This is a genomic window from Geobacillus sp. FSL W8-1251 (genome assembly GCF_038005945.1).
Lineage (GTDB): Bacteria > Bacillota > Bacilli > Bacillales > Anoxybacillaceae > Geobacillus > Geobacillus stearothermophilus.
Genome location: NZ_JBBOUF010000001.1, coordinates 1,331,664 through 1,352,558, shown reverse-complemented (window position 1 = coordinate 1,352,558; position 20,895 = coordinate 1,331,664). Strand labels below are relative to the sequence as shown.

At 53.0% G+C, this 20,895-nt stretch carries 17 protein-coding genes and 1 pseudogene; 15 read left to right on the top strand and 3 right to left on the bottom strand.

Annotated elements, in window-relative coordinates; all coding sequences use genetic code 11:
- Positions 1–92 precede the first annotated feature (92 nt).
- The gene (locus NSS88_RS07090; RefSeq protein ID WP_341083776.1) at positions 93–1,649 is read left to right on the top strand and encodes an IS1182 family transposase; all 1,557 of its coding nucleotides are present in this window, start codon (positions 93–95) and stop codon (positions 1,647–1,649) included.
- Between the two features lie 357 nt (positions 1,650–2,006).
- Here NSS88_RS07090 and NSS88_RS07085 read toward each other — a convergent pair whose 3' ends face one another.
- Positions 2,007–2,252 carry a YgaP family membrane protein gene (locus NSS88_RS07085; protein ID WP_033009953.1) on the bottom strand — a complete coding sequence of 82 codons (246 nt, stop codon included), beginning with the start codon at positions 2,250–2,252 and terminating at the stop codon, positions 2,007–2,009.
- A 94-nt stretch (positions 2,253–2,346) separates the two neighbouring features.
- Here NSS88_RS07085 and NSS88_RS07080 point away from each other — a divergent pair.
- The 8 genes and pseudogenes from NSS88_RS07080 (at position 2,347) to NSS88_RS07045 (ending at position 11,808) form a co-directional block, all read left to right on the top strand.
- A pseudogene (locus tag NSS88_RS07080) lies at positions 2,347–3,570 on the top strand (adenine deaminase C-terminal domain-containing protein).
- 27 nt (positions 3,571–3,597) lie between these two features.
- The gene (locus tag NSS88_RS07075) at positions 3,598–4,614 is read left to right on the top strand and encodes a DUF3048 domain-containing protein (RefSeq protein WP_183084375.1); all 1,017 of its coding nucleotides are present in this window, start codon (positions 3,598–3,600) and stop codon (positions 4,612–4,614) included.
- 102 nt (positions 4,615–4,716) lie between these two features.
- The gene (locus NSS88_RS07070; RefSeq protein WP_033016672.1) at positions 4,717–5,043 is read left to right on the top strand and encodes a YerC/YecD family TrpR-related protein; all 327 of its coding nucleotides are present in this window, start codon (positions 4,717–4,719) and stop codon (positions 5,041–5,043) included.
- A 99-nt stretch (positions 5,044–5,142) separates the two neighbouring features.
- Entirely contained in the window at positions 5,143–5,844 is a 702-nt protein-coding gene (locus tag NSS88_RS07065) for a heptaprenylglyceryl phosphate synthase (protein ID WP_033009957.1), read from the top strand.
- Between the two features lie 28 nt (positions 5,845–5,872).
- A complete protein-coding gene (pcrA, locus tag NSS88_RS07060; protein ID WP_049624738.1) occupies positions 5,873–8,047 on the top strand; it encodes a DNA helicase PcrA in 2,175 nt (724 codons plus the stop codon).
- A gap of 21 nt (positions 8,048–8,068) precedes the next feature.
- Entirely contained in the window at positions 8,069–10,081 is a 2,013-nt protein-coding gene (gene ligA, locus NSS88_RS07055; RefSeq protein ID WP_049626466.1) for an NAD-dependent DNA ligase LigA, read from the top strand.
- Positions 10,078–11,301, top strand: a complete 1,224-nt coding sequence (locus NSS88_RS07050; protein ID WP_049626465.1) for a CamS family sex pheromone protein — start codon at positions 10,078–10,080, stop codon at positions 11,299–11,301. The genes ligA and NSS88_RS07050 overlap by 4 nt, the downstream gene beginning before the upstream one ends.
- Before the next feature lie 240 nt (positions 11,302–11,541).
- A complete protein-coding gene (locus tag NSS88_RS07045; RefSeq protein ID WP_445236771.1) occupies positions 11,542–11,808 on the top strand; it encodes an LOG family protein in 267 nt (88 codons plus the stop codon).
- 119 nt (positions 11,809–11,927) lie between these two features.
- On the opposite strand, the gene NSS88_RS07040 is transcribed toward NSS88_RS07045, so the two are convergent.
- Positions 11,928–12,704 (bottom strand): VOC family protein, encoded by a 777-nt coding sequence (locus NSS88_RS07040; protein ID WP_049624727.1) that lies wholly within the window; start codon positions 12,702–12,704, stop codon positions 11,928–11,930.
- A gap of 28 nt (positions 12,705–12,732) precedes the next feature.
- The gene (locus NSS88_RS07035; RefSeq protein WP_049624726.1) at positions 12,733–13,281 is read right to left on the bottom strand and encodes a hypothetical protein; all 549 of its coding nucleotides are present in this window, start codon (positions 13,279–13,281) and stop codon (positions 12,733–12,735) included.
- A 621-nt stretch (positions 13,282–13,902) separates the two neighbouring features.
- Here NSS88_RS07035 and gatC point away from each other — a divergent pair.
- The 6 genes from gatC (at position 13,903) to NSS88_RS07005 (ending at position 20,895) form a co-directional block, all read left to right on the top strand.
- On the top strand, positions 13,903–14,193 hold the full coding sequence (gatC, locus tag NSS88_RS07030; RefSeq protein WP_014194780.1) for an Asp-tRNA(Asn)/Glu-tRNA(Gln) amidotransferase subunit GatC: 291 nt from the start codon (positions 13,903–13,905) through the stop codon (positions 14,191–14,193).
- Between the two features lie 12 nt (positions 14,194–14,205).
- Positions 14,206–15,663: an Asp-tRNA(Asn)/Glu-tRNA(Gln) amidotransferase subunit GatA gene (gatA, locus tag NSS88_RS07025; RefSeq protein ID WP_055357791.1), complete on the top strand. Its 1,458-nt coding sequence runs from the start codon at positions 14,206–14,208 to the stop codon at positions 15,661–15,663.
- A 13-nt stretch (positions 15,664–15,676) separates the two neighbouring features.
- On the top strand, positions 15,677–17,107 hold the full coding sequence (gene gatB, locus NSS88_RS07020; protein WP_049624724.1) for an Asp-tRNA(Asn)/Glu-tRNA(Gln) amidotransferase subunit GatB: 1,431 nt from the start codon (positions 15,677–15,679) through the stop codon (positions 17,105–17,107).
- Positions 17,108–17,283: 176 nt separating this feature from the next.
- Positions 17,284–18,588 carry a homocysteine synthase gene (locus NSS88_RS07015; RefSeq protein ID WP_049624723.1) on the top strand — a complete coding sequence of 435 codons (1,305 nt, stop codon included), beginning with the start codon at positions 17,284–17,286 and terminating at the stop codon, positions 18,586–18,588.
- Positions 18,589–19,421: 833 nt separating this feature from the next.
- The gene (locus tag NSS88_RS07010; protein WP_339239987.1) at positions 19,422–19,670 is read left to right on the top strand and encodes a hypothetical protein; all 249 of its coding nucleotides are present in this window, start codon (positions 19,422–19,424) and stop codon (positions 19,668–19,670) included.
- A 91-nt stretch (positions 19,671–19,761) separates the two neighbouring features.
- On the top strand, positions 19,762–20,895 hold the full coding sequence (locus tag NSS88_RS07005; RefSeq protein ID WP_015374614.1) for an IS4-like element IS5377 family transposase: 1,134 nt from the start codon (positions 19,762–19,764) through the stop codon (positions 20,893–20,895).

Here is a 20,895-nt window from a genome sequence, read left to right as displayed (position 1 = left end):
ACTTTTTTGCCTCAAATATAGAAGAATCGCCCTTTTTTCTGGTAGAATAGAGTCACCAAAACCACTACCACCGAAAGAAGGGCGATTCTTTTATGAAACATGATCATATTTCCTTTAAAGAGTATACCATGGACAACCTCTCTTTGCCAAGCAACATCGCCGATCTCATTCCACGGGATAACATGGCCCACGTGGTTCATGAGATGGTTGAACGCATCCCGATGGAGACGTTTCTTGCTTACTACAAAGGAGGGGGCGCCTCCGCCTATCATCCGAAAATGATGACCAAAATTCTCCTTTACGCTTACACCCAAAAAATGTATCATGGCCGTGAGATTGCACGGCAGCTCGAAGTCCACCTTCCCCTCATGTGGCTAAGTGGATTTCAAAAGCCGGACTTCCGTTCCATCAATCGGTTTCGTTCGGAGCGGATGAAAGACCTGATTGACGACCTGTTCCGGGAAATGATCACGCTGCTCGTGGCCGACGGCTATGTCAAGATGGAAGATTATTTTGTGGATGGAACGAAAATTGAAGCGAATGCCAACCGGTACACCTTCGTTTGGCGCAAATCGGCTGAGAAGTACCAGGAGAAACTCCAAGCCAATGTCGATCGGCTGATTGCCCAGATCGAGGTGATCGTGGAAGAAGAAAAGGCGGAAGACATCGACATCGACCCTTCGCCGGCCTTTACGTCAGAAGAAATCCGAAAGAAAACCGAGGAGTGGGAAAAACGGTTGGAGGCCGAGCCGGACAACCAACCGTTGAAGAAGGCCATCAAGAAGATGAAGGAGGACTACTTGCCCCGCAGTGAAAAGTATGAACACCAACTCCATGTATGCGGGGATCGCAACAGCTATTCCAAGACCGATGTGGATGCCACCTTCATGCGGTTGAAGGAGGATCACATGCGAAACGGCCAGCTCAAGCCGGCCTATAACGTACAGGTGGGTTCTTCCGGCCAATTTATTTTGGGGTATTCCCTTCATCAGAGGCCGGGCGACACTCGTTGTCTTCTCCCGCATTTGGAGACCGTTCGAGAGAAGTACGGCGTGGAACCCGAACGTTTGATCGCTGACGCGGCTTATGGCTCGGAAGAGAACTACGTGAAGCTGGAAGAGAAGCACATATCGGCCTTGATCAAGTACCATACGTATGAGAAGGAGAACACGCGCAAGGTCAAGAAAAATCCGCATCATCAGCAGAATTGGACCTATGTGGAAGAAGAAGACGTTTGGATTTGCGCCAATGGGAAAAAGCTGGTTCGCACCGGAACTTCGAAACAGACCACGGAATCAGGATACACCTCGGTCACCCGACACTACCAATGCCATGAATGCGAAGGATGTCCGTTCCGTTCGGCCTGCACGACTTCCAAGTATGGACGAACCACGCAATGGAACCCCATCTATCATGAACAAAAACAGAAAGCCCGCGAACGGTTGGAGAGTGAAGAAGGGCAAGCCCGATACCGCCAACGCCAAACCGACATTGAGAGTGTATTTGGGCAAATCAAACAAAATCGCGGGTTTCGTCGCTTTGTCCTGCGAGGCCTCCAAAAAGTTTCCATCGAATGGGGGCTGGTTTGTGCTGCCCACAATCTTCTCAAAAAAGCCGCTAGGGACAAGCAATTGTCCTTGGTGGCGTAAATGAGGGGGAGAACAGAGTCGGAATTTTGTTCCGTTTGGTAAAATATACAAAAACCAGAGAGGGCTGACTCCAAAAGTCCGCTTTTTGGCGGACTTTTGGGTCAGCCCCTTTTTGGCGTGATAATGGAACAATTCGGGCGGGGTCGAAGCCAACTTTCCTGAGAAGTCCGGGCGGCTCAAGACGCAAGTTCCAAGTAAATGGACGACAAGGCCGAAGCCAGTTCCCCGCAAAGTGGATGCCTCCGAACTTGACGAGACGAGGTCGCAGCATCTTCGTCCGCCGGCGCAACACACGCCAGCACGACAGGAAACAGGTGCCATATGCAACCTTGTTCCAAGTTGACCGCATGATGTTCGTTACGTTGGATTGACAACGGCTTCTTTTTGTTCTTCAAGCAGCTGCTGGCGCTGCATGTTGTCAAACAAGGCCGTCAGCGGGCAAAAACGGGTAATCCCTTCACCGACTTTCATGGCCCCAAGCAAAGCGGCGAACAAGTACGATGTGCACCATGGCCGCCGGGCCAGGCGGGCGGTCGCCCATGCTACGACAGTCAAACCGAGCGTAATGCGAATGAGCGCATTCACAATGCCGATATTTGCCATTGGCTTGCCCCTCCTCATCTTTTTATTGTGAAAATCGCTTTCGTACGTTAAAATGGTTATATGGAACGATTAGGAAACAAGGGACGGGGTGTCAATGGGCGAACAACGTTACCGCTGGAAAGGCAGCGAACTGCGTGAACAAGCAGCAGTGATTGAAGGCAAATAATCACCAACGAAAGTATTGGTGAATGCGACGTATTTGCACTCGTATTTTCGTGAATGGATAAAAGGAAATATATGGATTAATGGTGACCGCATCGTGTATGCCGGAGAGCGTCTTCCCGACCGGGTCGACGGGGCATGCGAAGTCGTCGACTGCCGCGGGTATGTGCTCGTTCCCGGCTACATCGAGCCGCATGTCCATCCATTTCAATTATATAATCCCCGTTCCTTTGCCCGTTATGCAGCGGCGCGCGGGACGACGACGCTAGTGAACGATAACTTGTTTTTCCTTTTGCATCTGAATGATGACGAGGCGCTTTTGTTTTTGCAACAAATGAATACGCTTCCAACTTCGATGTATTGGTGGTGCCGGTTTGATGGCCAAACGGAGCTGGAGCGCGAGGATGAGCAATTGTCCAACGTACGGATCAAACGATGGCTTGACCAGGAAACGGTCCTCCAAGGCGGCGAGCTGACATCATGGTCGAGACTCGTCAGCGGCGATGACATCGTTTTGTATTGGATGCAAGAGGCGAAACGGCGGCGTCGCAAAATCGAAGGGCATTTTCCGGGAGCGTCGGAAAAAACGCTTGTTAAAATGGCGCTGTTTGGCGTGGATGGCGACCATGAGGCCATGACGGGAAAAGAGGTGCGAACCCGTCTTTGGCACGGTTATACGGTCACGCTCCGCCATTCTTCGATTCGTCCGGACTTGCCGGTGCTGCTTGACCGGAATGGACGCTGGCACGTCAACACGATGCTCAAAGGCTTTTCATCAGCGCTCGGCGGATTGGCGAGCTCGTACTCGAATACGGGCGATTTGGTTTTAATCGGCAAACATAAGGAAGATATGTTGCTCGCTTTCCGACGGATGAAGGAAATCGGCGGCGGCTTGGTGCTTGCCGAAAATGGCGAAATCGTATTTGAGCTTCCGCTTCCGCTTGGTGGCATGATGTCCGCGCTGGAGATGGAGTCATTGATCGACAAGGAAAAAGAGTTCGTCCGTCTGTTGCGGGAGAGGGGATACCGCTTTGAAGACCCTGTGTATTCGTTGCTCTTTTTGCAGTCGACCCATTTGCCGTATGTGCGCATCACCCAGCGCGGCATTTACGATGTCATGCACAAAACGGTACTCTTTCCTTCGATAATGCGGTAAAATAAAAAAGAAAGGGTTGTGTGTCCATTGAAACATTGGCTGTTCGTCATCAGCTGCGCGGTATTGTTGTTAGGAGGCTGCACGACCAAAAGCGAGCCGAAGCAGGCTGAACCAGCCAAACCGGCTCCTCGGCAGGAGCAGCCGTCCAAGCCTCCGGCGGAGGAAAAACAAACGTTCCCGCTGACCGGGCTGCCGGCGAAAGGGAACGTTCATCAACGGGTCGTCGGCGTGATGGTCAACAACCATCCGAAGGCGCGCCCACAGTCGGGATTAAGCAAGGCGGACATCGTGTATGAGGTGCTCGCTGAGGGGGATATCACCCGCTTTTTGGCGCTTTACCAAAGCGAACAGCCGGAACGAGTCGGACCGGTGCGGAGTGCGCGTGATTATTATATTGATTTGAGCGAGGGCTACAATGCCATTTATGTTTGCCATGGATGGAGCCCGGAAGCGAAAGCGCGGCTCGAGCAGGGGGAAACCGATTATTTGAACGGGCTCTTTTATGACGGAACGCTGTTTAAGCGCGTTTCCTTCCGCAAGGCGCCGCACAACTCGTACATTACGTTTGCCAACATTAAAAAAGGGGCGGAACAAAACGGGTATGCTTGGACGGACGATGTCGCTCCGCTGCCGTTTCGCGCGGACAAACCGAGCGGGGAAAAGGCAGGGACGGTCCACATCGCCTATTCGCACCGCTCGTACGCCCAAGTGGAATACCGCTATGCTCCGGAACGGCATGGGTATTACCGATACAGCGGCGGCGAGCAGACGGTCGATTACGATACGCGCGACCCGGTTGTGGCGCAAAACGTGATGATCATCGCCGCCCGCCATCAAGTGATCGACAGCCATGGGCGGCGCGACGTTGACCTCACGTCCGGCGGCCAAGGCTATTTGCTGCAAAACGGCATCATCCAGCCGATTGAATGGAAAAATGTCGACGGCCGGCTGCTGCCATACCGCGATGGGGCGCCGGTCGGGTTCGTGCCAGGCAAAACGTGGATCAATATCGTTCCGGAACTGGCGATCGTGCAATGGCGGTGACCCGAAAACGGCCGCCGGCGGGTTTTCCAAACCATAAACATAAAGAGGAGAGCGCCAACAGTCCACCAAATCGTTTTTCGCCAAAGCAAGGAGGAGACAAACATGCAAATCGACAAGCTGCGCGGCAGAGAGCTTGATCAACTGTTTAAAGCCATCTTGTCGCTGCGCGATTTGGAAGAGTGTTACCGTTTTTTCGATGATTTATGCACCGTCAACGAAATTCAGGCGCTTGCCCAACGTCTGGAAGTCGCCCGCATGTTGCGGGAAGGGTATACGTACCATAAAATTGAAACGGAAACCGGAGCGAGCACGGCGACCATTTCGCGCGTCAAACGCTGCCTCAACTATGGAAACGATGCCTATGCCATGGCGCTTGACCGCATTAAAGAGGAACAACCGCAAGAAGAGAATGAATCGGTGACAGACTAAGCAGGCAAGGAGATTCCTTCCATTCGCAAAGGAACTCCTTTTCTTTTTGCGGATTTGTTATAATGAAACAATGGAGAACAGAGTGGAAGGGGTATTGTCATGGAAGAGATTCGCGCCTGGCGCCATGTGTTTAAGCTCGATCCGAACAAACCGATCGATGATGAGCGCCTTGAGCGCCTTTGCGAGTCGGGGACGGATGCCGTCATCGTCGGCGGAACGGACGGGGTGACGCTCGATGGTGTGCTCGATTTATTGGCCCGCATCCGCCGTTTTTCGGTGCCATGCGCGCTTGAAGTCACAAATCTTGAGGCCTTGACGCCGGGGTTTGATGCGTATTTCATTCCGATCGTGTTAAACAGCCGCCATGTCGACTGGGTGGTGGGCCGCCATCATGAGGCGGTGAAACAATATGGCGAGATCATGAATTGGGATGAGATTTTTGCCGAGGGGTATTGCATTTTAAATCCGGAATGCAAGGCGGCGAAGCTCACCGAAGCCGACGCCGGCCTGAGCGAAGACGATGTGGTGGCCTACGCTCGCCTCGCTCAACATTTGTACAAGCTGCCGATCTTTTATCTTGAATATAGCGGCATATACGGCGACCCCGCCTTGGTGGAAAAAGTGAAACAGGCGCTCGGCGAGACGCAGCTGTTTTATGGCGGCGGCATCACCGCACCGGAGCAGGCGGCTGAGATGGCGCGCCGGGCGGATACTGTTGTCGTCGGCAACGCCGTTTACGAATCGTTTGAACAGGCGCTGCTGACCGTGGACGCCGTAAAGCGGGCGAATGAGGCGAAATAGAACATATGGTGTATTGGTGGTGAAAACAATGAACTTTTTATCGGAACAGCTGCTCGCCCATTTAAACAAAGAGCAACAAGAAGCCGTCAGGACGACGGAAGGCCCGCTGCTCATTATGGCGGGGGCGGGAAGCGGGAAAACGCGGGTGTTGACGCACCGCATCGCCTATTTGATGGCGGAAAAGCATGTGGCGCCGTGGAACATTTTGGCCATTACGTTTACGAACAAGGCGGCGCGCGAAATGCGGGAACGTGTGCAGTCGCTCTTAGGTGGGGCGGCGGAAGACGTCTGGATTTCGACGTTCCACTCGATGTGCGTCCGCATTTTGCGCCGCGACATTGACCGCATCGGCATCAACCGCAATTTTTCCATCCTTGATCCGACGGACCAGCTTTCAGTCATGAAAACGATTTTAAAAGAAAAAAACATAGACCCGAAAAAATTTGAGCCGCGGACGATTTTAGGCACGATCAGCGCGGCGAAAAACGAGCTGTTGCCTCCGGAGCAATTCGCGAAGCGGGCCTCGACGTATTACGAAAAAGTCGTCAGCGATGTGTATCAAGAATACCAACAGCGCCTGCTTCGCAATCATTCGCTCGATTTTGACGATTTGATCATGACGACGATCCAACTGTTTGACCGCGTGCCGGATGTGCTTCACTATTACCAATATAAGTTTCAGTACATCCATATTGATGAGTACCAGGATACGAACCGCGCTCAATATACGCTGGTCAAAAAGCTGGCGGAACGCTTTCAAAACATTTGCGCCGTCGGCGACGCCGACCAATCGATTTATCGGTGGCGCGGGGCGGACATCCAAAACATTTTGTCGTTCGAGCGCGACTATCCGAACGCAAAAGTCATTTTGCTTGAACAAAACTACCGCTCGACGAAGCGCATTTTGCAAGCGGCGAACGAAGTCATCGAGCATAACGTCAACCGGAAGCCGAAACGGCTTTGGACGGAAAACCCGGAAGGAAAGCCGATTCTTTATTATGAGGCGATGAACGAAGCGGACGAAGCGCAGTTTGTCGCTGGACGCATCCGCGAGGCGGTGGAGCGCGGCGAACGCCGCTACCGTGATTTTGCTGTCTTGTACCGGACGAACGCCCAGTCGCGTGTCATGGAGGAAATGTTGCTGAAAGCGAACATTCCGTATCAAATTGTCGGCGGCTTAAAGTTCTATGACCGGAAAGAAATTAAAGACATTCTCGCCTATTTGCGCGTCATCGCCAATCCGGACGATGATTTAAGCTTGCTTCGCATCATTAACGTGCCAAAACGCGGCATTGGCGCCTCGACGATCGACAAACTCGTCCGCTATGCAGCCGATCATGAGCTGTCCTTGTTTGAGGCGCTCGGCGAGCTAGAGATGATCGGGCTTGGCGCCAAAGCGGCCGGGGCGCTCGCCGCGTTCCGCAGCCAGCTCGAGCAATGGACACAGCTGCAAGAATACGTCTCCGTCACCGAACTCGTCGAAGAAGTGCTCGACAAATCGGGCTACCGCGAGATGCTCAAGGCGGAGCGGACGATTGAAGCACAAAGCCGGCTCGAGAACTTGGATGAGTTTTTGTCGGTGACGAAGCATTTTGAAAATGTGAGCGACGATAAATCGCTCATCGCCTTTTTAACCGACTTGGCGCTCATTTCCGATTTGGACGAGCTGAACGGGACGGAACAGGCCGCTGAAGGAGATGCCGTCATGTTGATGACGTTGCATGCCGCCAAAGGGCTCGAGTTTCCGGTCGTCTTTTTGATCGGCATGGAAGAAGGCATTTTCCCGCACAACCGCTCTCTCGAGGATGACGATGAGATGGAAGAAGAACGGCGGCTGGCGTACGTCGGCATCACCCGCGCGGAGGAAGAACTTGTGCTGACGAGCGCGCAAATGCGGACGCTGTTTGGCAACATCCAAATGAACCCGCCGTCGCGCTTTTTGAATGAAATTCCGGCGCATTTGCTTGAGACAGCCTCGCGCCGCCAAGCGGGCGCCTCCCGCTCGGCCGTTTCGCGCCCGCAGGCAAGCGGCGCCGTGGGATCGTGGAAAGTCGGCGATCGGGCGAATCACCGGAAATGGGGCATCGGCACCGTCGTCAGCGTCCGCGGCGGCGGCGACGACCAAGAGCTCGACATCGCCTTCCCGAGCCCGATCGGCATTAAACGACTGCTTGCCAAATTTGCGCCGATTGAGAAAGTGTAGGAAAGGAGAACAGGTGAACGTATGGACCGCCAACAAGCCGAACGGCGCGCGGCCGAGCTGCGCGAACTGTTGAACCGCTACGGGTACGAATATTATGTGCTTGACCGCCCGTCTGTTCCAGATGCCGAGTATGACCGGTTGATGCAAGAGCTCATCGCCATTGAGGAACAATATCCGGAGCTCAAAACGAGCGATTCGCCGACCCAGCGCATCGGCGGTCCGCCCCTTGAGGCGTTTCGCAAAGTGGCGCATCGCGTTCCGATGATGAGCTTGGCGAACGCGTTTGGCGAAGGAGACTTGCGCGATTTTGACCGCCGCGTCCGTCAGGAAGTCGGGGAAGCGGCGTACGTATGCGAGCTGAAAATCGATGGCCTCGCCGTCTCGGTCCGCTATGAAGACGGCTATTTCGTCCAAGGGGCGACGCGCGGCGACGGGACGACGGGTGAAGACATTACGGAAAATTTGAAAACGATCCGCTCGCTGCCTCTCCGTCTGAAAGAACCGGTGTCGCTTGAAGCGCGCGGCGAGGCGTTTATGCCGAAAGCGTCGTTTTTGCGCTTGAATGAGGAGCGAAAAGCCCGCGGCGAGGAGCTGTTTGCCAACCCGCGCAACGCCGCGGCTGGCTCGCTCCGCCAGCTCGACCCGAAAGTGGCGGCCTCGCGCCAGCTGGATTTGTTTGTATATGGCTTAGCCGACGCCGAGGCGCTCGGCATCGCTTCACACAGCGAAGCGCTTGATTATTTGCAGGCGCTCGGGTTTAAAGTAAACCCAGAGCGACGGCGCTGCGCCAATATCGATGAGGTGATCGCCTTTGTCAGCGAGTGGCACGACAAGCGGCCGCAGCTGCCGTATGAGATTGACGGCATCGTTATTAAGGTGGACTCATTCGCCCAGCAACGGGCGCTTGGCGCGACGGCGAAAAGCCCGCGCTGGGCGATTGCCTACAAGTTCCCAGCCGAGGAAGTGGTGACGACGTTAATCGGCATTGAGGTGAACGTCGGTCGCACGGGTGTCGTCACGCCGACGGCGATTTTAGAGCCGGTGCGCGTCGCCGGCACGACGGTGCAGCGCGCCACCCTTCACAATGAAGATTTTATACGGGAAAAAGACATTCGCATCGGCGATGCGGTCATCATTAAAAAAGCGGGCGACATCATCCCGGAAGTGGTCGGCGTCGTCGTTGACCGGCGCGATGGGGATGAAACGCCGTTTGCGATGCCGACGCACTGCCCGGAATGCGAAAGCGAGCTCGTCCGTCTCGAGGGGGAAGTGGCGCTCCGCTGCTTGAACCCGAACTGCCCGGCCCAGCTGCGCGAGCGGCTCATCCATTTTGCCTCAAGGGCGGCGATGAACATCGAGGGTTTGGGCGAAAAAGTCGTCACCCAGCTGTTTAACGCCGGCCTTGTCCGCGATGTCGCCGATTTGTACTGCCTGACGAAGGAACAGCTTGTCGGGTTGGAACGGATGGGGGAAAAGTCGGCGGCCAACTTGCTTGCGGCGATTGAGGCGTCGAAGCAAAACTCGCTTGAACGGCTGCTGTTTGGCCTTGGCATTCGCTACGTCGGAGCGAAAGCCGCCCAACTTTTGGCTGAGCATTTTGAAACGATGGAGCGGCTCGAACGGGCGACGAAAGAGGAGTTGATGGCCATCCCCGAAATCGGAGAGAAAATGGCGGATGCGATCACGGCGTTCTTCGCCCAACCCGAAGCAACTGAGCTGCTCCAGGAGCTGCGCGCTTACGGTGTCAATATGGCTTACAAAGGGCCGAAGCGGTCGGCTGAAGCGCCTGCTGACTCTGCCTTCGCCGGCAAAACGGTCGTCTTGACCGGCAAGCTCGCGTCGATGTCGCGCAATGAAGCAAAAGAACAAATTGAGCGGCTTGGCGGGCGCGTCACCGGCAGCGTCAGCCGCAGCACCGACCTTGTCATCGCCGGCGAGGATGCCGGATCGAAGTTGGAGAAAGCCCAGCAGCTTGGCATTGAGATTTGGGACGAACCACGATTTTTGCAAGAGATCAACAGGGGGAAACGATGAAACAAATCTCACTACTGCGCAGTTTCGTTGCTTGTCGTTGGACGAATCGGGCCCGAAAACGGTTGGCCGTTGTCGGGCTCGCTTCGATTTGTTTGTTGTCTGCGTGTGCGCCGAAGTTTGACAAAGGTGAGGAAGTCGTGCAAGACAAAGGAAGCAAAGAGCAAGAAGCGGTCATCCCGAAATACAACATTTCTGATTCGTATTACCGCGTTGTCTTGCCTTTTAAGCCGTCCGGGGCGCGCGGGCGGGTCGTCAACGACGTCAACACCCGGCTTGATGTCGATGAATTTGAAACCGGGCTGATGCGCTTGGCATCTGAGCAATTTTCCCCGGATGAATATTTGTTGCAGGAAGGGCAATATTTGGACAGCGAAACGATCGGGCGCTGGCTCGCCCGCAAGCGGACGGAAAGCCAGCTGAAGGCAGAGAAAATGAAACCGGAAGACAACATCGGCTTAAACCCGCCGATCAGCGACAAAGGAACGAATGAGCAAAAAAACAAACAAAGCCCGATTTACCTGGCCAGCATTTTGGAGCACGACTACTTAGTGAAAGTCGATAACGGCAAGGTGAAGCTTGGTGGCGTCGCCATCGGCCTGGCGTTGAATTCCGTCCACTACTACTCAACCGAGCAAGGGTATCCACGCGAAGTGAAAATCAAAGACGATGTCATCGAACGGGAAGGAAAGCGGATCGCCGCCGAGGTGTTGAAGCGGCTGCGAAATATCAAAGGGCTCGGCAACGTGCCGATCACGATTGCCTTGTACAAACAGGCGCCGCGCTCGTCCGTGATTCCGGGCCACTTTTTCGCGGTCACCCATGTTGACGACGGAAGCGCCACGATCGATGATTGGGAAGCGGTGAACGAGGAATATTATTTATTCCCGTCCGATGAGGCGGAAAAGAACCATCGCGATGACTGGATCAAATTCAATAATTTTAAATCAGACGTTGAAGACTTTTTCCCGAACTACACCGGCATCGTCGGCAGAGGATTGTACGTCAACGACCAGCTTCAGAAGTTAACGATCAACATTACGATGCCGTTTTACGGCAAAGCGGAAGTGATCGGCTTTACCCAATACGTGACCGGCTTGGTGATGGAAAAATTCCCGGACTACATCACCGTTAATGTCTACATCGCCTCAGCCGGCCAGCCGGAAAGCCTCATCGTGCGCCAGGCGAAAGCAGACGAGCCGTTTGTGCATATTTATCAATAAGGTCGGCATCATCGCGTTATTTGGGATACGGCGAACGGAGTGATCCGAACATTTGATTCTCCAAAAATGAAGGAAGCGGAAAGGGCTGCAGCAGCGGCCCTTTTTTGCGCGAAAAGGCCGTCTGAACGATGGTGGAAAGAACAGGGAGAGCATTGTATAATGACGGTAGGAAAATGAGCGCAGCACTCGAAAACGGATGCAAAACGAGCAACAGGTTATGGCAGGAGGCGGGTGTGAGACTTGAAGGCGATTTGCGTGTTTTGCGGATCAAGCAATGGAAACGATGGGAGATATAAGGAAGCGGCGAAAGCGCTCGGAACGTTTTTAGCCCGAAGCGGCATTACGCTCATTTACGGCGGAGGGACACGGGGCTTGATGGGAGAGGTTGCTGAGGCGGCGCTGCGTCATCAAGGGCGCGTGGTTGGGATCATTCCACTGAAAGTTTTGGAGAAACATACGGGTGGGACACGGTTGGACTCCCCCTTTGCCATCTATGGTTTGCGATAATCAAGAAGCGGTTACTCCATCTTATTCAGCGGCAAAGGGGAGTATGTGGGAATGCATTCGCCAAGGGCTGGCACGGCGCCTAGCGCGAGGGGGCGCAGCATGTGGCAATACAATGGCCGTCAAGAGCCAGATATGATGTACGTGGCGCCCTCGATTTCGATGCGGCGCGGTTTCTGCACGCCCACAAGCCGGCACGAAAACGGGCGCGTCGATGGATGACGGCGGTCAGCCTCATAGAACCGAATCGCAATGCCGTCGACAGCGAGCTCCGCGTATGCTCCCGCTTCATCGCGCCCGACATCGGGTTCGGGCAAGTCAAACAGCCGGCGGTAGCCGTTGACCGTCCGCTGGAGATCGAGGGTGTAGAGGCTAATTGACGACAGCGAAACAGAGCCAATCGGGTGTCTCATGAGCGGCGCCAGCTCGTTCATGCGTACGTCATCACGGTCGCCCCATTGAATGAAAAACGGATAGCGAAACGCGCCGTCTGTGTCGTCTTCGATAAACAGCATCGACCATGTGAGCTGCTTGCCGTCATCGCGCTCGCGGCTGCCGGGGAGCGGACCGACTGGGGCGAATCCTTTGCTTTTGAGCTGCGCCGCCACCGCTTCGATGTCGTTCGTGCGAAAGGCAAACTGGGAGAAGCCGCTTCCTTCTTGGCGGTCGGCGACAAGCTGAGTGATGAGCGGGTTTCCGCACGTTCTCGCCGTCTGTATATCGGCAATGCCGATCCACTCGATGTAGCGCAAATGCTCCACGTAACATAAGGCGTTGTACGTTCCCCATGATGGATGACGGCCGCCGTGGATGGCCACAAGCCCCCATTGTTCAAACGCCATTTTCACTTGCTCGGGCCGTTCGGTCAAGTGGACGAGATGGTCAAACGCGATATGCATGGCAGCGGCCTCCTCTTAGATGAATCGATCAGCGGAACAGCATTTCTTTCAGCTTGTAAATGATTCGTTCGTTGTCGACGGTGCGGTGGGCGATAAAATTCAAGTCCAGCTTGATGTCTTCGATTTGGGCAGCCAATTGTTCGTAACGGGAGTCCATTTTTTGTTCGAGGCGGTCCACCGTTTGTTTCAATGAGGAAAATTCCCGGTGAAGCTGGTGGACGTCAGCGGCGAGAGCTTCCAGTTTGGCGTCTGTTTCGTCTTGGCGGTGGAGGAGAGCAGCCACGATGCCGTTTAATTCCGTTTGCCCAGCGCGAAGCGAATCTTGTTCTTGACGCAGACGCTGTTGTTCCAGGCGGATTTCCTGCTGCTCTTTTCGAATCTCTTGTTGTTCTTTTCGAATCTCTTGTTGTTCTTTTCGGATTTCTTGTTGCTCTTTTCGAATTTCTTCTTGTTCTTGGCGAATGGCGATTTGTTCCCGCTCGAGCCGCTCTTGGCCCTCTACGAGCTTTTGCAGCGTGCCATCCATGGCGCTTAGGCGGTCGAGCACTTGGGTGAGCAAAGCGTCACTCATCGTCATGATTCCCCCTTTTTCGTCCGTTACAGTCATTATAGTACATATGTTCGGGATTGTCAATTAAGAAAATTTGAACATCCATGGCGGACAAACTCCTTCACATTCCTTGTTTGTCAAGGATTTATTCCATATCGGTGCAAAAAAATCCTCCCGATTTTTGTCAGGAGGGTTCTCACATGGAAGCGAATACTTTTGGCAATGCGATGAAGATTACGTAATCTGCATATGTCCATGGATGATTTTGATTTGGCAGCGACATGCAATTTCCCTCCTTGTGCTTTCATTTTATCGTATTTCTTTGAATAAAAAAAGGCGTCACGAGCGATTCCTTCCTGTGTCTAAAATAGGAGCGCGTCCTTTTCCTCCCATCAACCGTTTACTCATGCGTGTGCCATCCCATCGTGCTCTGTTCAGGAAAACGAAATATTCCTACATCAAACATCAAATCCCCCCGGTTTCACGCCTGCCTTCGCTATTGGGAGAGGTTATAGAACGTATATTCGTTTGCATCGTGAATATATAGATTGATTCTCGCCCAGAACACGTGACAACGGTTGCTTCATTGGATAAAAGTTTGGTATCATCATGGTATTGTGATAGGTCGAACTCGTTGGAGGTGAAACTATGTCGCGAATTTCCATTGACCAAGTGAAACATGTCGCCGATTTGGCGCGGTTGGCGATTACCGATGAAGAGGCGGAGATGTTTACGAAACAGCTCGATGCGATCATTACGTTTGCCGAGCAGTTGAATGAATTGGATACGGAGAACGTTCCGCCGACTTCGCACGTGCTTGATATGAGAAATGTGATGCGCGAGGATATTCCAGAACCGGGGCTGCCGCGCGAGGAAGTGTTGAAAAACGCGCCGGATCAGCAAGACGGCCAGTTCCGTGTGCCGGCCATTTTAGAGTAAGGAGGGGGATTTATGTCGCTTTTTGACCATTCCGTATCAGAATTACATACGTTGCTGCAGAAAAAAGAAGTGTCGATTTCCGATTTAGTCGACGAATCGTACCGACGCATCGGCGAAGTGGAAGAAAAAGTGCAAGCGTTTTTAACATTAAATGAAGAACAGGCGCGGGCGAAAGCGAAAGAGTTGGATGACCAGCTCGCCAAAGGCGAAGAAACGAACCCGCTGTTCGGCTTGCCGATCGGCATTAAAGACAACATCGTCACAAAAGGATTGCGCACGACATGCGCCAGCAAAATTTTATACAACTTTGACCCGATTTACGACGCGACCGTTATGGAGCGGCTGAACGCTGCGGGCGCCATTACGATCGGGAAGCTGAATATGGACGAGTTCGCCATGGGTTCGTCGACGGAAAACTCTGGCTTTCAGCTGACACGCAACCCGTGGGACTTAGAGCGCGTTCCGGGCGGCTCGAGCGGCGGTTCGGCGGCGGCGGTGGCGGCAGGGGAAGTGCCGTTTGCTTTAGGTTCGGATACGGGCGGTTCGATCCGCCAGCCGGCGGCGTTTTGCGGGGTTGTTGGTTTGAAGCCGACATACGGCCGCGTCTCGCGCTTCGGGCTTGTCGCGTTTGCGTCGTCGCTGGACCAAATCGGTCCGATTACGCGCACGGTCGAAGACAACGCCTACTTATTGCAGGCGATTGCAGGCGTCGATCCGATGGATTCGACATCGGCAAACGTGCCGGTGCCGAACTATGTGGAGGCGTTGACCGGGGACATCAAAGGATTGAAAATCGCCGTGCCGAACGAATATTTAGGGGAAGGCGTCGACGAAGGCGTGCGCCAGTCGGTGCTGGCGGCGCTTGCCGTGCTTGAGAAGCTCGGTGCAACGTGGGAAGAAGTGTCGCTTCCGCATTCGAAATATGCCTTGGCGACGTACTACTTGCTCGCTTCGTCGGAAGCCTCGGCGAACCTCGCCCGCTTTGACGGCGTCCGCTACGGCTACCGGACGGACAACGCGAAAAACTTGATCGATATGTATAAACTCACACGGAGCGAAGGATTCGGGGCGGAGGTCAAGCGCCGCATTATGCTCGGGACGTTCGCGTTAAGCTCGGGCTATTACGATGCGTATTACAAAAAAGCGCAAAAAGTGCGGACGTTGATCAAGCGCGACTTCGAAAACGTATTTGAACGATATGACGTCATCATCGGCCCGACAACGCCGACTCCGGCGTTTAAAATCGGTGAGAAAACGAGTGATCCGCTGACGATGTACGCAAACGACATTTTAACGATTCCGGTCAACCTGGCGGGCGTGCCGGCCATTTCCGTGCCGTGCGGCTTTGTCGACGGCTTGCCGGTCGGCTTGCAAATCATCGGCAAGCACTTTGATGAAAGCACGGTCTATCGCGTCGCCCACACCTTTGAACAGGCGACTGACTACCATAAGCAAAAACCGGTGTTGTAAGGGGGGTTAGGTGATGAACTTTGAAACGGTCATCGGACTTGAGGTGCACGTCGAGCTGAAAACGAAATCGAAAATTTTCTCCAGCAGCCCGAACGCGTTCGGAGCGCCCCCAAACACGCAAACGAACGTCATTGACTTAGGGTATCCGGGCGTGCTGCCGGTGTTGAACCGCCAGGCGGTCGAGTTTGCGATGAAAGCAGCGATGGCGTTAAACTGCGAAATCGCGACCGAGACGAAATTCGACCGCAAAAACTATTTTTATCCGGACAACCCGAAAGCGTACCAAATTTCGCAATACGATCAGCCGCTTGGCCGAAATGGCTGGATTGAAATTGAAGTAAACGGAAAAAAGAAAAAAATCGGCATCACCCGCATTCACTTGGAAGAGGACGCGGGCAAATTGACGCATACAGGCGACGGCTATTCGCTCGTGGATTTTAACCGCCAAGGGACGCCGCTCATTGAGATCGTCTCGGAGCCAGACATCCGCTCGCCGGAAGAGGCGTACGCCTACTTGGAAAAATTAAAAGCGATCATCCAATACACGGGCGTCTCCGACTGCAAAATGGAAGAAGGATCGCTCCGCTGCGACGCCAACATTTCGCTCCGGCCGATCGGATCGGACCAATTCGGCACGAAAACGGAGTTGAAAAACTTAAACTCGTTCAACTTCGTCCGCATGGGGCTCGAGTACGAAGCGAAGCGGCAGGAGAAAATTTTGCTCTCGGGCGGCGTCATCCGTCAAGAAACGCGGCGCTTTGACGAAGCGACAAAAACGACCATCCTCATGCGCGTCAAAGAAGGCTCGGAAGACTACCGCTACTTCCCGGAGCCGGACTTGGTCATGCTTTATATTGACGACGAATGGAAAGAGCGCGTCCGCGCCTCGATTCCGGAGCTGCCGGACGCCCGACGGAAGCGGTATGTCGAAGAATGGGGCCTGCCGGAATACGACGCCAAAGTGCTGACATTGACCAAAGAAATGGCCGACTTCTTCGAAGCAACGGTCGCCAACGGCGCTGATCCAAAACTGGCGTCGAACTGGCTCATGGTCGAAGTGTCCGGGTACTTAAACGCCGAACAAAAAGAGCTGCATGACATCGCCTTGACGCCGGAAAGCCTAGCAAGCATGATCAAACTCATCCAAAACGGCACGATTTCGTCGAAAATCGCGAAAAAAGTGTTCAAAGAGCTTGTTGAAAAAGGCGGCGACCCGGAGAAAATCGTCAAAGAAAAAGGGCTCGTGCAAATTTCCGACGAAGGAGCGTTGCGCAAAATCGTGCTCGAAGTGCTTGACGCCAACCCGCAGTCGGTGGAAGACTATAAAAACGGCAAAGACCGCGCGCTCGGTTTCCTTGTCGGCCAAGTGATGAAAGCAACAAAAGGGCAAGCGAATCCGCCGCTTGTCAATAAGCTGTTAATAGAGGAAATTGGAAAACGGTGATGAAACAAATAGGAGGCCTGCCCACCGGCAGGCTCTGTTTTCAATAAAAATTTTTTCACTATTAAAAAAATATAATTGACAAACGTTGTGATCCAGTGATAGATTCTTTATAAGAAAAACCAATTGATTTAGTAGGATATGAGATCTCGAGGGATCAAAGAGGGGGAGAGGAAACGATGAGCAATGAACAAACCTTCCGCCCGGAGACGCTCGCCATCCACGCCGGGCAAAAACCGGATGCGGAAACGGGCGCGCGGGCGGTGCCGATTTACCAAACAAGCTCATATGTGTTCCGCGACAGCGAGCACGCAGCCAATTTATTTGGCTTGAAAGAGGAAGGGTTTATTTACACGCGCATTATGAACCCAACGAACGATGTGCTTGAAAAACGGATCGCGGCGCTTGAAGGCGGGATCGGGGCGCTTGCGCTCTCATCAGGGCAGGCGGCGGTGTTTTATTCGATCATCAACATCGCCTCGGCGGGCGATGAAATCGTGTCGTCGTCGTCCATTTACGGCGGCACGTACAACTTGTTCGCTCATACGCTGCGCAAGTTTGGCATTACGGTGAAGTTTGTCGATCCGTCCGATCCGGAAAACTTTGAGAAGGCCATCACCGACAAAACGAAAGCGTTGTTTGCGGAAACGATCGGCAACCCGAAAAACGATGTGCTTGACATTGAAGAGGTCGCCGACATCGCCCATCGCCACGACATTCCGCTCATTGTCGACAACACGGTGGCCAGTCCATACTTATTGCGGCCGATTGAATTCGGCGCCGACATCGTCGTCCACTCAGCGACAAAGTTTATCGGTGGGCACGGCAATTCGATCGGCGGCGTGATTGTCGACAGCGGCAAGTTTGACTGGAAAGGGAGCGGCAAGTTTCCGGAGTTCACCGAGCCAGACCCAAGCTATCACGGGTTGGTGTATGTGGATGCCGTCGGCGAAGCGGCGTACATCACGAAAGCGCGCATCCAGCTGTTGCGCGACTTAGGAGCGGCGCTGTCGCCGTTTAACGCGTTTTTGCTTTTGCAAGGATTAGAGACGCTTCATTTACGGATGCAGCGCCATAGCGAAAACGCCCTTGCCGTCGCCAAGTTTTTAGAAGAGGAAGAAGCCGTCGAATCCGTCAGCTATCCAGGGCTTCCAAGCCATCCGTCACATGAACTCGCGAAAAAGTATTTGCCAAACGGGCAAGGTGCGATCGTCACGTTTGAAATCAAAGGCGGCGTCGAAGCCGGGAAAAAACTGATCGACTCGGTCAAGCTGTTCTCCCATTTGGCCAACATCGGCGATTCGAAATCGCTCATCATCCACCCGGCCAGCACAACGCACGAGCAGCTGAGCCCGGACGAGCAATTGTCCGCCGGCGTCACCCCGGGCCTTGTGCGTCTGTCCGTCGGCACGGAGTCGATCGACGACATTTTGGACGACTTGCGTCAAGCCATCCGCCAAAGCCAGACGGTGGGGGTGAAGTAGAAGCAACGAAGCGAGAACCATTTAGAAAATAGAAAGAGCGCCCTAATCGACAAACTAGGGCGCTCTTTTTTGATTTGCAGAGCAAAGCTATCTCAGAACACGCCTTCTCTGCACTTGCAAGGGAAAATCAGTACATCAGATTTTCCGGACACGGAGACTCCAGACTATCCTCGCTTGTCAAGTACGTTCCACCTGAATCCGTGATAGAAGTGTACCCGAAATGCCGGGAAACTCTCAATTATGCAGAGGCCTCTACTCTATTTCGAATGTTCACCTATTAGGTGAAGAACCGAGATGTAATATTTGGTTGATTGATCAAATTTTCTTGTGGGGGCGTGAACCCGTCTTGATCACCGATTCAAGGTTACAGTGATGCACCCATTTTGTTTTAATTTTTCGTATTTACTTCTTTTTTTTTGTTATAATATCCCATGGGACCGGTCCTGTATTTTAAGGTTCATCACCAAAAGATGTACTTGACTTTTAAAGACAAACATGATAGCAATGTGGGAGCGATTATAAAGCGAATATGTGGATTCAGCAAGGCTCCACGAAAGTGTCGCCAACCGCGCTGAATGTAACCGATAATGACACGCGTTATTTCACTGTCGACCAAAGCGCTGTTGGCAAAAAAGTTTCATTAGTGGCGGAAAATGCATCCTTCACTTACGTTACAGTTGATATCGCAGGCAAATTTTACCCCGACAATTGATCGATTTTATAGATATGTTCAGTCAACTTGGACAAGAGAGAGGTTTTCTTCGTCAGGGACGGTCTTCTTCAATTTCAATGAAGAAAACCGTCCTTAAACAGAAGAATTAGGAGATGATTGTATGTATATGGAATTGCTTAAACTTCTGAAAAATAAGAACTTTTATATCAGCGCAGCTTGCCTGTTGTTGCTCGTCATTGGCGCTGTCGTGTTGGGGGTGAAAGATTATCGTGAAAATGTGCAGTTGCTTGAACGAATTTACCACGACAATCCAAATGTTTCCGCCTTGGCATCGCCTCACCTTGAATGGGTTGGTCTAGGAGGCTTCCGCTTTAACGTATTTTCATCTCTATATTACCAGGCGTGTTGATTATCCAATAAAATCCAAAGGGTATAGAAAAAAGAGCACCTTTCCTGTAGAATGTGAGTAACGACACAAACAAACCCAGGAGGTGCTCTCTATGAACAAGCATACCACACTCCCGAATTTGATGCAAAAACTTGTTTCGGATGAAGAGATTCAACTGATTGCCGAAGCGGTTGGGTATCGTGATTCGTCTCGAACCTTTACGTTGCGCGAGTTGATTCACTTCTTCCTGCTGGCCGCCATGCATCAATGGAAAAGCTTTCGCCACGGAGCCGATGTGGGGCCTCTGTATGGATTGCCGCGATTCCATTATTCCACAGTATCCAAGAAAGCGAAAGAAGTTCCCTATGACATCATGAAACGCTTGTTGGCGTTGATCATTTCCAAGTGCAACCGCCAAACCCGCCGTTCGCTTCGGTTTCCCAAACCGCTTCGGGTGGTGGATTCGACGACCGTCACGGTCGGGAAAAACCGCCTCCCATGGGCTCCGTATCACGGCGAACGCGCCGGAGTGAAGCTGCACGTCGCGTATTCGCCGGAATCCTCGTTGCCGGCAGACGTGGTGGAAACCATCGGACTGCGTCATGATGGCCCGGTGGGAGAACAGTTGACGAACGCTCAACAAGTGCTCGTGGAAGACCGGGCGTATTTCAAAATCGAACGCCTCGATCGATTTGTGGAGCAGCATCAGCTCTTTGTCATTCGGATGAAGGACAACATCGAACTTCATCAGAAAAAAAGCTTGAAACGCCTTTCCAGCACATCCTCATCGGTTCAAGCCGACTTCACGTGCCAGTTGGGAACGAAACAATGCCGCTCCACCAAGCGTCACCGGGTGGTGATCTTTCGAGATGCGAATGGCCGCGACATTCGGGTCGTGACGAACCTCTTCCATGCGTCTGCGGAAACCATTGCCGACATGTACCAACAACGTTGGACTGTTGAGGTCTTTTTCCGTTGGGTGAAGCAATATCTGAATGTCCCGACCTTGTTTGGCACGACGGAAAATGCGGTATACAACCAACTGTTTGCGGCGTTCATCGCGTATGTGTTGCTGCGATGGCTGTATGATCAAACCAAAAAACAGACGAACGTCTCTCTTTCCTTCATTTCGTTCGTTCGCCGTTTTTTCTCTGGGCAGCTTCCTCTCGATTGGAAATCCGGGATGGCCGCTGCTTTGTTTGAGTATGCCCAAATTTATGGAAGGCGTATGTCTAATTTTGGATAA

What these genes read in the sequence shown, in the direction of transcription:
- NSS88_RS07065 (WP_033009957.1), top strand. Translation starts at nt 5,143, where the DNA reads ATGGAAGAGATTCGCGCCTGGCGCCATGTGTTTAAGCTCGATCCGAAC.
- gatA (WP_055357791.1), top strand. Translation starts at nt 14,206, where the DNA reads ATGTCGCTTTTTGACCATTCCGTATCAGAATTACATACGTTGCTGCAG.
- NSS88_RS07040 (WP_049624727.1), bottom strand. Translation starts at nt 12,704, where the DNA reads ATGCATATCGCGTTTGACCATCTCGTCCACTTGACCGAACGGCCCGAG.
- NSS88_RS07015 (WP_049624723.1), top strand. Translation starts at nt 17,284, where the DNA reads ATGAGCAATGAACAAACCTTCCGCCCGGAGACGCTCGCCATCCACGCC.
- NSS88_RS07010 (WP_339239987.1), top strand. Translation starts at nt 19,422, where the DNA reads ATGTATATGGAATTGCTTAAACTTCTGAAAAATAAGAACTTTTATATC.
- NSS88_RS07090 (WP_341083776.1), top strand. Translation starts at nt 93, where the DNA reads ATGAAACATGATCATATTTCCTTTAAAGAGTATACCATGGACAACCTC.
- NSS88_RS07050 (WP_049626465.1), top strand. Translation starts at nt 10,078, where the DNA reads ATGAAACAAATCTCACTACTGCGCAGTTTCGTTGCTTGTCGTTGGACG.
- pcrA (WP_049624738.1), top strand. Translation starts at nt 5,873, where the DNA reads ATGAACTTTTTATCGGAACAGCTGCTCGCCCATTTAAACAAAGAGCAA.
- gatC (WP_014194780.1), top strand. Translation starts at nt 13,903, where the DNA reads ATGTCGCGAATTTCCATTGACCAAGTGAAACATGTCGCCGATTTGGCG.
- gatB (WP_049624724.1), top strand. Translation starts at nt 15,677, where the DNA reads ATGAACTTTGAAACGGTCATCGGACTTGAGGTGCACGTCGAGCTGAAA.
- NSS88_RS07035 (WP_049624726.1), bottom strand. Translation starts at nt 13,281, where the DNA reads ATGACGATGAGTGACGCTTTGCTCACCCAAGTGCTCGACCGCCTAAGC.
- NSS88_RS07085 (WP_033009953.1), bottom strand. Translation starts at nt 2,252, where the DNA reads ATGGCAAATATCGGCATTGTGAATGCGCTCATTCGCATTACGCTCGGT.
- ligA (WP_049626466.1), top strand. Translation starts at nt 8,069, where the DNA reads ATGGACCGCCAACAAGCCGAACGGCGCGCGGCCGAGCTGCGCGAACTG.
- NSS88_RS07070 (WP_033016672.1), top strand. Translation starts at nt 4,717, where the DNA reads ATGCAAATCGACAAGCTGCGCGGCAGAGAGCTTGATCAACTGTTTAAA.
- NSS88_RS07005 (WP_015374614.1), top strand. Translation starts at nt 19,762, where the DNA reads ATGAACAAGCATACCACACTCCCGAATTTGATGCAAAAACTTGTTTCG.